This is a genomic window from Chitinophaga oryziterrae (genome assembly GCF_009758125.1).
GTDB lineage: Bacteria > Bacteroidota > Bacteroidia > Chitinophagales > Chitinophagaceae > Chitinophaga > Chitinophaga oryziterrae.
Map to the genome: position 1 here is coordinate 183730 of NZ_WRXO01000009.1, position 14110 is coordinate 197839.

The 14110-nt window shown below is 43.5% G+C and carries 12 protein-coding genes; 4 read left to right on the forward strand and 8 right to left on the reverse strand.

Features of this window, described 5'->3' with window-relative positions; translation table 11 throughout:
• Positions 1-10: 10 nt before the first annotated feature.
• The 3 genes from GO495_RS25255 to GO495_RS25265 form a co-directional block, all read right to left on the reverse strand.
• Positions 11-940, reverse strand: a complete 930-nt coding sequence (locus GO495_RS25255) for a phosphoribosylaminoimidazolesuccinocarboxamide synthase (RefSeq protein ID WP_157302731.1) — start codon at positions 938-940, stop codon at positions 11-13.
• 130 nt (positions 941-1070) lie between these two features.
• On the reverse strand, positions 1071-2441 hold the full coding sequence (locus GO495_RS25260; protein ID WP_157302732.1) for an exonuclease domain-containing protein: 1371 nt from the start codon (positions 2439-2441) through the stop codon (positions 1071-1073).
• A 165-nt stretch (positions 2442-2606) separates the two neighbouring features.
• The gene (locus GO495_RS25265; RefSeq protein ID WP_157302733.1) at positions 2607-3182 is read right to left on the reverse strand and encodes a DUF4142 domain-containing protein; all 576 of its coding nucleotides are present in this window, start codon (positions 3180-3182) and stop codon (positions 2607-2609) included.
• Between the two features lie 261 nt (positions 3183-3443).
• Between GO495_RS25265 and GO495_RS25270 the strand changes: the two genes are divergently transcribed.
• The 4 genes from GO495_RS25270 (at position 3444) to GO495_RS25285 (ending at position 5889) form a co-directional block, all read left to right on the forward strand.
• Complete coding sequence (locus GO495_RS25270; RefSeq protein WP_157302734.1) at positions 3444-4016, forward strand: TetR/AcrR family transcriptional regulator; 573 nt, start codon at positions 3444-3446, stop codon at positions 4014-4016.
• Positions 4017-4076: 60 nt separating this feature from the next.
• Positions 4077-5090, forward strand: coding sequence for an alkene reductase (locus GO495_RS25275; protein ID WP_157302735.1), 1014 nt, complete (start codon positions 4077-4079; stop codon positions 5088-5090).
• A gap of 131 nt (positions 5091-5221) precedes the next feature.
• A complete protein-coding gene (locus GO495_RS25280; RefSeq protein ID WP_205691325.1) occupies positions 5222-5677 on the forward strand; it encodes a DoxX family protein in 456 nt (151 codons plus the stop codon).
• Positions 5678-5736: 59 nt separating this feature from the next.
• The gene (locus GO495_RS25285; protein ID WP_157302736.1) at positions 5737-5889 is read left to right on the forward strand and encodes a hypothetical protein; all 153 of its coding nucleotides are present in this window, start codon (positions 5737-5739) and stop codon (positions 5887-5889) included.
• A gap of 79 nt (positions 5890-5968) precedes the next feature.
• Here the strand turns inward: GO495_RS25285 and GO495_RS25290 are convergent, their stop codons facing one another.
• The 5 genes from GO495_RS25290 to GO495_RS25310 all read right to left on the reverse strand — a co-directional run bounded on the left by GO495_RS25290 (position 5969) and on the right by GO495_RS25310 (position 14103).
• Positions 5969-7492: an alpha/beta hydrolase-fold protein gene (locus GO495_RS25290; protein WP_157302737.1), complete on the reverse strand. Its 1524-nt coding sequence runs from the start codon at positions 7490-7492 to the stop codon at positions 5969-5971.
• Positions 7493-7506: 14 nt separating this feature from the next.
• Positions 7507-8901 carry a glucuronate isomerase gene (gene uxaC, locus GO495_RS25295; RefSeq protein WP_157302738.1) on the reverse strand — a complete coding sequence of 465 codons (1395 nt, stop codon included), beginning with the start codon at positions 8899-8901 and terminating at the stop codon, positions 7507-7509.
• 90 nt (positions 8902-8991) lie between these two features.
• Complete coding sequence (locus GO495_RS25300; RefSeq protein WP_157302739.1) at positions 8992-10647, reverse strand: UxaA family hydrolase; 1656 nt, start codon at positions 10645-10647, stop codon at positions 8992-8994.
• Positions 10648-10695: 48 nt separating this feature from the next.
• The gene (locus GO495_RS25305; protein WP_157302740.1) at positions 10696-12147 is read right to left on the reverse strand and encodes a tagaturonate reductase; all 1452 of its coding nucleotides are present in this window, start codon (positions 12145-12147) and stop codon (positions 10696-10698) included.
• 54 nt (positions 12148-12201) lie between these two features.
• Complete coding sequence (locus tag GO495_RS25310) at positions 12202-14103, reverse strand: glycoside hydrolase family 88 protein (RefSeq protein WP_157302741.1); 1902 nt, start codon at positions 14101-14103, stop codon at positions 12202-12204.
• Positions 14104-14110: the final 7 nt, after the last annotated feature.

Genomic DNA, 14110 nt, shown 5'->3' on the forward strand with positions numbered 1-14110 from the left:
CCGTTTGTAATTACAACGTGCTTAACGTTTCATTGATCTTCTTCACAGCATCCGCTTCAGATACATCTTCCTTCACAAATTTCTGACCGGTAATATTTTCAAACAGCTCGATATAACGTTCACTTACGCTCCTGATAAATTCATCCGTCATCTCAGGTACTTTCTGTCCATCTTTACCCTGGAAACCATTTTCCATCAGCCACTCTCTGACAAACTCTTTACTCAGCTGTTTCTGTGCTTCTCCGGCTTTCTGTTTTTCTTCATATCCTTCTGCATAGAAGAAACGGGAAGAATCCGGTGTATGGATTTCGTCAATCACAACAATGGTATCACCAGCTTTACCAAATTCATACTTGGTATCAACGAGGATCAAACCACGTTTCTTAGCCATTTCTTTACCACGCTCGAATAATGCCAGGGTGTACTTTTCCAGCTGCTCGTAATCTTCTTTGCTTACAAGGCCCTGCGCAATGATCTCTTCACGGGAAATATCCTCATCATGCCCTTCATGCGCTTTTGTAGTAGGCGTAATGATCGGCGCAGGGAAGAAATCGTTTTCCTTCATTCCTTCCGGCATAGTTACACCACACAATACACGCTGACCGCTTTTGTAAGTTCTCCAGGCATGACCGGTAAGGTTACCACGTACGACCATCTCTACCGGGAAAGTCTCGCATTTCACACCAATAGTTACATTAGGCAATGGTACAGATTTTACCCAGTTAGGTACAATGTCCCTGGTAGCTTCCAGCATAATAGCGGCCACCTGGTTCAATACCTGTCCTTTGTAAGGGATAGGACGGGGTAATACCACATCAAATGCTGAAATACGGTCACTTACTACCATTACCATCAGTCTATCCTCAATAGTGTATACATCCCTTACTTTCCCTTTATAAAATGCTGTTTGCTTGGGAAACTTGAAATTTGGCTCTAACATGAATAATTACCTATTAAAATTTTATTAATAAATCCCTTCATCCACAGGACGTTAACAGTGTTATCAACACCCGGTTATGCATTCAGGTTCGCAAAAATACTTTAGGTTGACTTAATTATTGCAGTTATCTCTAAGAAAATTGAAGAAGCCTGCTGGTATTGCTATCAGCAAATTGATGGATAATATTTAATATGTACTCGTTCTCAGGGTATTGGGTCAACCATTCCTTCACCATATTTCCCTCTGTCACAGCGGTATCGCGGGGAATATAGCCCATCCCGTAAAAGCGGCCTTTCTCCATCATTATACAGCTTTGCTCTTCCGGTTCCCGTCCTTCATCCACAATAAGAAAAGAGGGTTGCTGATGTTGCATATGATTAATGGCGGCCTTCACCCGCAGGTTGTAACTGTCTGCTTTCTCCGTTTTATCACAAGCGCCCCGGCAGGTATGGTCCGGAATAGGGGCACATTTCCCCTCTCCTTTCTGTAAGAAACAAAGCCTGGGGCACAATTCAAACTCCCTGATCAGGCCACGCAGCATCTGATGTCCCTGCACCAATAGCGGAAAAGAATGCAGTGGTGTGGTATACTTGCGCTTCTTTTCTATCACCAGGCGCAAATACCCTTCCTGGTCCTCAAACGCATAAAACCCGAATTTGAACTCTACGTTCTTCTGGGAACGGTTATACACCGGCCACAGACGCTTGATCTCCACACTCTCCAGTATGATGGCCATGAGCTCTGTCCCGGTTACCTCGCAGGTAATACTATGGATATTCCGCAGGAACTCCTGTCGCTGCCTGCTGGGGTTATTACCTGTAAAATGACTGTTCACTCTCTTTTTAATATTCTTCGCCTTACCTACATACACCACTTTACCTTTCTGATCGTGGAAGTAATAGACACCCGGAGATACCGGCAGATTGATCACCTGTTCAGGTGGAAGGTTAGGCGGTAAGAACTGTTCCTTGGAACTGGCATTCAGTGCTGTGGCAATCGCTTTTTTATTATCCTGTTTCAGCAACAATTCAAAAAGGCGCACAGTAGCCGCAGCATCTCCCGCAGCACGATGCCGTTGTTCTACAGGGATTTTAAGTGAACGGCACAGGTTACCTAAACTGTAAGACGGTAAACCGGGAACGATTTTACGTCCCAGTCGTACAGTACACAGCTTTTTAGTGCGTAAGTCGTACCCAGCCTGTAATAAGTGATGTTGTATGAATGAGTAGTCGAAATTAACGTTGTGCGCAACGAAGATCTTATCATGTAGTAAATCATAAACGTCTGGCGCCACCGCTTCAAAAGGTGGAGCAGTCGCCGTCATTTCATCTGTAATACCGGTCAGCGATTGTATATAACGGGGAATAGGCACACCCGGATTTACCAGCGTTTCGTATTGCTGTACAATGGTGTGTCCGTCGTATATAAAAATGGCTATTTCTGTAATACCGTTGGCGCCGGCATGACCACCCGTAGTTTCTATGTCAACAATAGCGTACATAACTCTCTCCTCTGCTAACAAATATAAAGAATCAAAGCCAGAGGAATAAAAAAGAGTCAGGAAGATCTTCCTGACTCAACATTTTAAAAAAGAGTTGCTAGCCAAAAGGAGAGACATTCCCGAACTCAACATTCCAATACTCCCTAAGACTAACAACTACCATCTTTATTTTTTCTTTACGACTTCATATATTGCCTTTGCTGAATCCTGGTGGGCTCTCAGGGTAGGCAATGTATTGGATGCAAATGTTTTCAGCTCAGGATCAGTGAGGTCACTGGCAGCCTTATCAAACATCTTAATATCATCTTTATGATCGCTTACCATCATATCCATATAGTGTTTATCAAAGTCCTTTCCTGATAACTTCTCCATATCCCTGATATGCTCCTGGAAATCATTACCTACACTATCTGGCAGGGTAATATTTTTGTTAGCAGCAATGGCTTTTAATTCATCATCTGCTTTGGAGTGATCACGCACCATCATGGCGCCAAATTCTTTTACCCGTGGATTAACGGCCTTGTCCTGGGCCAGTTTACCTAATCTTACTTCCATCATACCACCATCAGCAGCTTTTACTGCAAAGTCGGATGACTCTTTATCTACAGGAGCCGTTTCCTTGTTTACGGCTTTCGCACTGTCAACAGCATCTTCATGTTTAGCGGTGTTAGTATTACTACCACAGGATTGTAACATCCATGCTGTCATTAAGGCTGTAGCTAAATAAGAAACTCTTTTCATATGTTCTTTTTTTTGTTTAACAATAACAATAGCAGCGCATTGTATATTAACAAGTAGTACTGCTGAATGTTGTATGTTTTGCAAATAAGAGACCAGTAATAAGAAATCCAGGTTCATGGCGACTTTGATGCTTACAGCTCTACAATAATGATTATCAGCACAATGCGGTTCCCGTGGATGCTTTTCCCCAGATCATTCATTACAGAACGTTCATTCTAAAATATATTTGGAACATTCGTTCTGTAATTCTACATTTGCATCATGGCAAGGAACAAAGCATTCGATCCGCAGGAAAAGCTGGAAAAAGCACAGGACCTCTTCTTAGAGAAGGGGTACAGCGCTACCTCCATGCAGGACCTGGTAGATGGGATGCAGCTTAACCGGGCCAGCATATACGATACTTACGGCGACAAACACGCACTCTTTCAGCAATGCCTGAAAAACTACGGGAAAGACAAACTGCTTGATTACAAACAATGCTGTAAAGAGACTTCTCCCCTCGCTGCCGTAGAACATATCATGCGTACTACGCTGGATAAACGTCAGGAAGGTAAAACCTGCCTGATGGTAAAGACCTCTTTCGAACTGGCATCCATGGATGAAGGGATCAGAGAGATGGTACAGCAACAGGCTAAACAAAGCATCGCTGTGCTGCAGGATCTACTGGAAAAAGCAAAAGAACGGAAAGAGATACCGGCAGATAAAGACCCTGCTACCTTAGCCCAGTTCCTTTACGCCAGCTTCAGTTCCCTGTGGATGATGGATGTACTGTTTAATGATAAAAATATGCTGGATAAACTGGTTGATCATATTCTTAACAGCGTCAGGCATTAGCCTTTTTTTTGCTCTATTTCCAGAACGATCGTTCAGGAATCACCCTTAAACACAACCAACATGTATCCAACTTTATTATCATCAGCAACTATAGGCAAATATGCCCTTTCGAATAAGGTAGTTATGTCTCCTACTATCATCAAACGCCGTACTACCAGTGGTATTCCGGACGATGCAATGGTAGAATATTACAGCATGCGTGCAGGCGCCGGACTCATTATCGCAGAAGGCTCCGGACTTTCAGAAAACGGGATGGGCCATGCACACATGCCAGGCATCTACAGCAAAGAACAAATCGCAGGATGGAAACGTGTTACCAGCGCAGTACATGCGAAAGGTGGTAAAATATTCTTACAGATCATGCACACAGGACGTATCTCCCACCCTGCCAACATGCCTGCAAGAACAGAAATACTGGCACCTTCTGCAGTAATGGCAAAAGGTGAAATATGGACAGATTTACACGGATGGCAACCTCACCCAACTCCCAGGGCCATGACTACCAAAGAAGTAGAACAAATGGTGAAGTTGTACGTGAAAGCAGCGACACAAGCAATTGCTGCCGGTTTTGACGGAGTGGAATTACATGCTGCGAACGGATACCTAATGGACCAGTTTTTGCATCCTGAAGTGAATAAACGTACCGATAAATATGGTGGTAGTATTTCCAACAGGGTACGGTTTATTCTGGAAGTAGTAGCGGCGGTAAGTAATAGTATTGGAAGAGATAAAACGGGCATCCGTTTGTCACCTTACAGCCAGATCAATGATCTGAAACATCATGGTGAAATAGATGCTACTTATGAATACTTAGCAGATGCTTTGGATGTGTACTCCCCTTCTTACATTCATCTGGTAGAAGGAGAAACAAACATTCCGGCGATGCTGCTGGCAGGTATCAGATCACGCTTCCGTGGTACCTTAATATTGAATGGGAATTTTGACGCCGTGCAGGCAGAACGTACAGTGCAGAGTGGATTGGCAGATTTAGTGGCTTTCGAAAATCCCTGCGAAACAGCACCTGGTGTACTGACACAGGCGGGGATAAGAAAATATGAAAACTGTTTTAATTAAACGGTAGGCTTTTAAAAAGCCGATCATTATATACAAGGACTCTTAACCGGGTCCAGCTAATTATCCGTAGGCTGCATAAGCCGATCCATCATACAACGGCTCCTGACAGAGCCAGTCTACACTAACGAGGCTTGCCAAAGCCAATCATTATATATAAAAGCAGATGCCTCTCAACAACAGAGGCATCTGCTTTTTTTTTAATAGTATTATTTCAGATCAGTATTCTTCCTGACATAATTAAGATTATTACTACCGGCATTGTTGTGCTACTGATGCTGTTCTCATTTTATAATTACTTCTCTAATCCGGCCCTAAAGGATGCTTACGTGCATGTCGGATTTCCCGATTGGTTCCGTATTGAACTTGGAATTGCCAAACTGCTGGGCGCACTGGCGTTAGCCATCCCGATAATCCCGGCGCGCATTAAAGAGTGGGCGTACGTCGGATTTTTTATTAATTTCTTTTCAGCGTTCCTTTCTCATTATGAGATAGGCGATCCTGCATTTAATCAGATAACCCCGCTCGTCCTTCTCTTGATATTAGTCGTATCATACATCTCTTTCCACAAAGTGATAGTTAAAAAATAGCTACTACTAAACACCGGCATTTACGGTCGGGACTCTTAATATCCTTTAATAAAAATCATATGGGTAAACCAATCATTATCTCCGGAGATGGGGCTGTCCCTGTCATTTCTGTGAGCCCGGTCGTACTGGCAGCACCGGGACGTAGCGAAGATCCCGCCTGGTCTGTAGCCTGTACACGGTTGAATTCACTGGGTAAGATTGAAAGCAAATGAGTATATAAATGGCTGTTTCTAATGTATGAAACAGCCATTATTTATTTACAGGTTTTCTCTGAAGAAGGGAAGCAATTTATCAATTGTGGCTATATTGAAGATTCAAAGGAATCGGAATAGGATTCTTGTTATTCATGATACCTGGCGTAACATAACTTAGCTTCAATTTAAAATCTTCATTTTTATGCAGATACTCTAACCGTAGTGAATAAAATCCCTTTTCCAAGGGTAATATGTATGAATACGTCCTGTTGCTGTAAGAGCCATTCCATCGTATCAGTAACCGGTTATTAAGGTATAGTCTTGAATCTTTATCAGCATCCAGCACAAAAATATAATAACCCTCTTCCTTTGTTTCCAGTAATCCATCAATCACTAAGGCGAAGTTATTTTTCCGTGGAAGTTTATCAACATCAAAATCAGCACCTGTTATTCCCTCTTTCTGCGGTTTCATTCCCTTAAAATTCGTAGAGTCTCCCCATTCTCCCTCATAATAAGCATAATGAAAACCACCTGATTGTACATTCTTTGGTTTTGAAACGGGCTTTAGCGTTTTTTCAGTTGTAAAATCACCGGTTTTAATCTTATCATAACGCGACCGGCTCGTAAACTGCTTCATGGTGATTTTAGCAGCGTCAGCTAAATTAATTTCAGGCTGTATGTTTGCAGACAACATTGTAGGTTCGCTTCCGTCAAGGGTGTAATGAACTTTTGTTGTATCACCAAAGTACCATATTTTAATGGGCTTATCTTTCAGGATCATACCATTCATTGGATGAAATTCAATTGAACCATTATGCCATCCATAGGCAAACTTCAACCCATCGTACATACTTTTTAGCCTTACAGAACTATGCGTTTCATCGGGATATCTCACACTTTTCCAGGCTAATCCTGCGGGAGCCATTTTATTAAGTACACTATCCATTGTTGCTATCTTCATAGATTCATTTCCCTCTCTCCCGCTGATATACAACGTGATATTTAAACCGGCTAATGCAGGCAACTTATCAGACGCGATCTTTTGTATATAACTATCTCCCCACCAGAGACTTGGATCCACAGCAATGTATGATTTAAAAGTCTTTGGCTCATTTAACAGTGCATTGATAACAAACATTCCTCCTAATGAATGCCCCCAAAGCGTATTATCTCCATTAGAGGGGTATTTTTTATTAATATAAGGTATCAACTCATCTTTGATAAAACCGAGAAAATTACCGGCTCCTCCCGAAGTCTTCCAATCAGCTCCATGAGTTGGTGTAAAATCTTTAATACGGTCTATACCTAGTACACTTACAATTATTGTTGGAGGCATATAGCTCTCGCCTTCTACAAAATGCTGCACATTTTTTATCAAGCCTGTATTCCAGTTACCCCCATCAAGCACATACAACACATCGTATTTATCATTACTCCCTGGTTTATAGTCTTGAGGCATGAATACCTGTAAAATCCGCTCTTCTTTTAAAAAGTCTGAATGTAAGGAGTCTAGTATCCCTATGTCGGATATTCTTCTAACGGTGTCTTGTGCCTGGCTCCTATTAGCTATACAGCTAATTATTATTAACAGGATAAAAAAAGAGATGAATTTGTTTTTCATTTAATAAGGGATGATTACCAGTTAAAGTATTGCTTCGCATTATTATAACAGATATCCTGTATCACCTTCCCTACCCATTTAATATCATCGGGTAACTCGCCCTGCTCTATTTCCTGTCCAAACAACTCACATACTATTCTTCTGAAATATTCATGTCTTGGGAAAGAAAGGAAACTTCTTGAATCTGTCAACATCCCTACAAACCTACTCAATAATCCCATATTAGACAAGGCATTCAACTGCTTCACCATCCCGTCTTTCTGATCTAAGAACCACCAGGCAGACCCAAACTGCACCTTCCCTGCTATAGATCCGTCATTGAAATTGCCTATCATCGTTGCCAGTAATTCATTATCACTGGGGTTAAGATTATAGAGGATAGTTTTAGCCAACTTATCCTGACTATCCAATCTATCCAGGAACTTTGCCAAAGCTCTTGCCTGAGAGAAATCCCCGATAGAATCCCAACCGGTATCAGGGCCTAATAAGCGCATCATACGGGAATTGTTATTACGCAAGGCGCCGAGGTGATATTGCTGTACCCAGCCTTTTTCCCAATCCCATTCTGCCAGTTGTAATAACAAAGCAGACTTAAATTGTTTTATTTCTGATAACTGTAATTGATGGCCATTTCTCACTTTAAGGAAGATAGCGGTTATTTCTGCATCTGTAAAATCCTCTGCATAGATCTCTTCTATCCCATGATCCGATACTGTACAACCCATTATTGCAAAGAAACTATGCCTGCTTTTTAAGGCATCCAGTAAATGCTGGTACGTGCTGATAGTCATATCAGCAGTCTCTTCCAGCTTATTTAAATACTGATTATACTTAACAGGATCATCTACATTCATAGACTGGTCCGGACGGAATGCAGGTAGAATAGGTATATCAAAACCTTCTTTGTTTAACTGATAATGGTGTTCCAGTGTATCTGCCGGATCATCTGTCGTACATACGACTGCTACTTTCATTTTCTTTAGTAATGTACGCGTACTGTAAGCAGGTAACTGCTCATTACAGGTATCAAAAATTCTTCTTGCTGATGAAGGGTTGAGAATTTCGTTTACACCAAAATAACGTTGCAATTCCAGATGTGTCCAATGATACAGCGGATTACGCAGGGTATAGGGGACGGTCGCTGCCCATTGTTCAAATTTTTCCCAATCACTTTTATCTCCTGTGCAGTAGCTTTCATGTACACCATTTGTACGCATGGCCCTCCACTTGTAATGATCTCCGTATAACCAGGCCTGTGTAATGTTTTCAAACTTTGTATCGGCTGCTATCTGTGCCGGTGGAAGATGACAATGATAATCTATGATCGGCATTTCCTTCGCGAAATCATGATACAATCTCTGAGCCGTGGCTGTGTTCAGGAGAAAATTTTCATCCAGGAACTTCTTCATTATTGATATTGATTAGCTGTTAGTAGTTTGTTTACAGAGAAGTGTTGTAAGGACACACCTCTCTCTTGATTAGTGGTTACTAATCCGGTTTTACAGAGATACGCCTCTCTTCCAGGGAATAAAATCATCCTGACCGTTAACCACCGATTTGGCAGGAGTAATACCGCTGGCTACCTGTATCACGTAATCGAGTATACGTTCTCCTGCCTGCTGGATAGATTCTTCTCCATCTATGATTGTACCTGTATTGATATCGATGATGTCCGGCATCTTGTTGTACAACTTTGTACTGCTGGAAACTTTCAGCACCGGCGCCACCGGATTGCCTGTTGGTGTACCCAGTCCGGTTGTAAATAACACAATGCTGGCGCCTGCGCCTACTTCCGCTGTTGTAGACTCTACATCATTACCCGGCGTACATAACAGGTTTAAACCTGGTTGTGTTACCTTATTCGGATAATCCAGTACATCGACCACCGGTGATGTACCACCTTTTTTAGCTGCTCCTGCGGATTTGATCGCATCAGTGATCAAACCGTCTTTGATATTACCGGGAGAGGGGTTCATATCAAACCCTGATCCTGCTTCTTCCGCCCTGCGCTGATATGTGCGCATCAGGTCTATAAAACGTAATGCATCCGTATCTTTTACACAGCGATCGCTCATCTCCTGTTCTACACCACATAACTCAGGGAACTCAGAGAGTATCACACTACCGCCTAATGCTACCAGCAGATCAGAAGTATAACCGATAGCCGGATTCGCTGAAATACCCGAGAAACCATCAGATCCACCACATTCCAGTCCTATTACTAACTTACTCAGCGGCGCTGGCTGACGGGTAACTTTGTTCGCTTCCATCAAACCGGTAAAGGTCTGTTTTACAGCAGTAGAGATTAACTCCTGCTCTGTGCCTATCTGCTGCTGGTCCAGTATGAATAAAGGCTTGCTAAAATTGGGAGAGCGTTTCTTTATCTCTTCCTGTAACATTGCCGCCTGTGCATTCTGGCAACCGAGGCTTAACACCGTTGCTCCAGCAACGTTAGCGTGGGTGATATATCCCGCCAGCAGTCCGCATAGCGTTTGCGCATCCTGCCTGATACCACCACATCCACCTTCATGTGTAAGGAATTTAACACCGTCTACATTTTCAAAGAGGCGGGCATTCATCGCACCGTTTTCTTTCTCTGTGTAAACCGTTTCAAGTATACTCCCGGCATCTGCCCCTTTTCTATATTGCTCTGCCAGTTGCCTGGCGAAAGCGGCATATTTTTTAGGACGTCCGTATCCCAGTTCTTCTACCAGTGCTTCTCTCAGTACATCTACATTCCGGTTCTCACAGAACACCAGCGGGATCACCAGCCAGTAATTACCGGTCCCTACACTCCCGTCTGCCCGGTGAAAACCCTGGAAGGTACGTTGTTGCCAGGCGCTTACATCCGGTGTATGCCAGTCTGTTTTCCGTTGCTCCGCCAGTTTGAAATCACTGGCAGCATGCTGCACATTGCCTACGGAGATGCGCATACCAGCGGCCAGCGGTTGTTTTGCACGACCAACCAGTACGCCATACATCCTGATGGCATCACCGGTTTCCAGTGCTGTTTCTGTGAATTTATGTTTGGCGGGTATATCTTCCTGTAATGTATAGATCTGCCCATTCTCTTCCACTGTCTCGTTCTTTTTGAGATCTGTCAGTGCAACGATTACATTGTCCTGCGGGTGGACTTTCAATACCTTTCTTTTCATCCCTTCAATTTTAATATTCAGACCTTTTCTTATTAAATTTTGTTTCGTTTACATCTCAGACAACTCTCCTGAAACACGCTGTAATAAGCCTTTTACACCTTCATTCAACAAAGCGCCCAGCATCACTGTCACCATATGCGCAAAGCCTTTCAACGCAGTGAGATCAGTTCCCCACAGCGACACGTCAGACAGTACATCTTTCACTAATACAGCCGGTTCCAAACGCTGCCATTTCTCTTTTAATACAGCAGCATGATCATCTGTTACCTGTTCACTGTTGCGCATGAATAACAAATAAGTAGCAAAGCCCAGCGCCATCAGTGCAGGCACATCCTGTGAACGCTGGTAATGTTTCTGCAGAATAGGCACTACCCTTGCCTTCATCTTGGAAGTATACTGCATGGTAATACTGATCCAGCGGTGTTCTATATAAGGGTTACGGAAGCGGTCCAGTACACTGCTGGTAAACCGTAGTGCAGCATCCTCCCTGATATAAATGTCCGTAATAGCAGGTACCAGTTCAGAGCGCATCAATGTAGAGATAAACCCTTCCATCGCCGGGTCGCTCATCGCTTCTTTCACGGTATCAAACCCCGCCAGATAAGCCATACCACAGGAGAGTGTATGCGTACCATTCAGTAAGCGCAGTTTCAACTCACGGAATACGTTAATGTCCGGTACGATAACTACACCGTTATCCGTCTTCTCAAAAGAGAGTATTTCTTTCACTTTAGGATCGTCTGCTTCAATGGCCCAGAGCGCATATACTTCAGACATGATCATTAATTCATCTTTATATCCCAGTTCCTTTTCTACTGCTGCATGTGCGGCTGATGGCAAAGCTCCCGGCACAATACGGTCTACCAGTGAATTACAGAAATAATTCGCTTTGCCCAGCCAGTGGATAAAGTCTTTATCTAACTTGTTTCTGGCTGCCAGTTCCAGTACGATATCTTTTAACTTATTCCCGTTATTTACTATCAGTTCCGTAGGAACGATCACCATTCCTTTGCCACCATGTTTATAACGGTGTAATAAGAACGCCAGTAATTTACCCGGGAAACTTTTAGGCGGAGCTGCATGTACATCATCCTCTGACAGAGTAATGCCTACTTCTGTCGTATTGGAAATAATGATTTCCATCTCAGGATTCTCTGCACATTTCAGGATAGTTTCCCATTCTGTTGCAGCAGATAACACCCGGCTGATGGCCGCATTGACAATGTACTCTTTGGTTTTATGGTCCTGCATGCACAGGGTATACAGGTTATCCTGTCTGGCATAAGCATCCGTATCTCCTTTATCAGTCGATTTCACTACTACCACACGGCCATTGAACACCCCTTGTTTGTTGGCTTTATCTATAAAGTAATCTGGTAAACCACGTAGTAATACGCCGGTACCAAATTGTAACACTTTCTCCGGCTGATCTGTCTTAACAGGCAACTGAAGATTTTCCTTTTTATTGATAGATGAAAGCGAGCCCTTATTTAATTGCATATCAGGATTATTATGTCTGGGGACTCCTGACGGAGTCCGATAAAATATTTTTAGTTAATGTTTTGCCTGTTTAATTAACCAGTCGGCCAGATCCGTAGCTGCCTGGTAATTTTCAAATTCCGGCGATAAACGCCGCCCATCCAGGTATTCATTGTAGAACCAGGGATCACCTACCGCAAACACGGTCCCCTTGCCTATTTTCGCAACTGCCATGATCACATCTCCTTTGTTGGAATACACCGCTGTGGCCGGTGATGAGACATTGATAGTAGACAGCTCCTTGATGTAAACTTTCTTTGTATTCGGGAATACCGCATTACCCGCAGGGATATATAACGCTCCCTGCTCAAACTGAGTACCTGTTACGTGGTTTTTGCTATCTTCATTGAAGTGCATCCCAAAACGCTCCGTAAGTGTGTTAAATCGCTTTATTTCGGCATTTCCGGAATCGTTCTGCATAATTACGAGCACGCCGCCTTTTTTCACCCAGTTATAGATCTCTTCCGCATCCTTCGCATTCATGTAATTCGGCTTCGACGTTTCTTTCTCCGTATCCGGGTCTACCATCAGGAAAATGTTTGTATGGGCCAGACTGGCAGCTGTTGGTGCTTCCGATAACATATTCGTACGAACGCCTTTGTTATGGAAAATATGCCCCCACAAAGAATAACCGCCGTTATCCATTTCGCTCCACACGTAATGCCAGGATGATTGCTGTCCGCCGGCATCTTTCCGCCATTCATTATTAAAGTAATTATCAACAGAGATTGTCAGTCCTTTACCGGTTTTAGGGATCGCTGCCATATCCAGCTCATTCGCAGCCATCATATAAGCACCTACCCCTTTAGGATCGTTCTCTACAACCTTTTCACTCAGATAATATTCATAACTGCCATCGCGGTACGGGTCTCCGCCTAATCCGGCTACACTTACGGTGCCTTCCAGGTTTACGCCACCTTCAGTAGCCGGTCTGACAAACTGCTTAGTGATACCTTTAAAGCCTTTCTCTGCCACCGGCAGGTAAGTAGCCGGCAGATATCCCAGACGCACTGCTTTGGCCAGTGTATATACGAACATGCAGGAAGCGGACGCTTCCAGGTAATTACCTTTCCCTTTGGGCTTATCCAGGACCTGGTACCAGCAGCCGGAAGCCGGGTCCTGGTACTTTTGTATAGCAGTAGCAGTACGTTTTAAGATCTGTAATAAGCTATCTCTGCCAGGGTGATTCGCCGGGTAAAACTCCAGCGCATCTGCCAATGCCATACCGTACCATCCCATGGCCCGTCCCCAGAAGTTGGGAGAACGACCGGTAGTTTTATTCGCCCAGCGCTGCTGCCGGGATTCATCCCATCCATGATACAGTAAACCGGTATTGGCATCACGGGCATGCTGTTCCATCAGTACAAACTGGCGGGTGATATCATCAAAGGCTTTGTCTTCATGAAAAAGCGCTGCATATTCTGCATAAAAAGGTTCTCCCATGTACAGGCCATCCAGCCACATCTGGTAAGGGTAACGCTTTTTATGCCAGAAGCCGCCGTCATTGGTACGGGGCTGCTTCCGCAACTGATCCATTAAATGAGCGGCTGCCAGGTGGTACTTCTCATCGTTTGTCACTTTGTATAACAGCAGTAAGGAACGTCCGTTTTTTATATTATCGATGTTAAAATCTTCCTGTTTGTAAGTAGCGATATTCCCCTCTTTATCTACAAAATGGTCCATACCCTTTTGGATATAGCGGAAATACTTTGCATCACCGGTATTCTTCCATAATCCGGCAAAGCCCTCCAGCACTACTCCCTGGTCGTAAGCCCAGTGAGCGGGCCTTCCTGCTACCTGTAGCGAATCTTTCCATAAACGCATCATCGTAACAGCCATTTGCGCGGATTGCGCAAAAACGGAGCCTGTACCAGTCATCAGTAAAAGAAAAAACAGCGCTGTCCTTTTTCTCTGCATATTGATA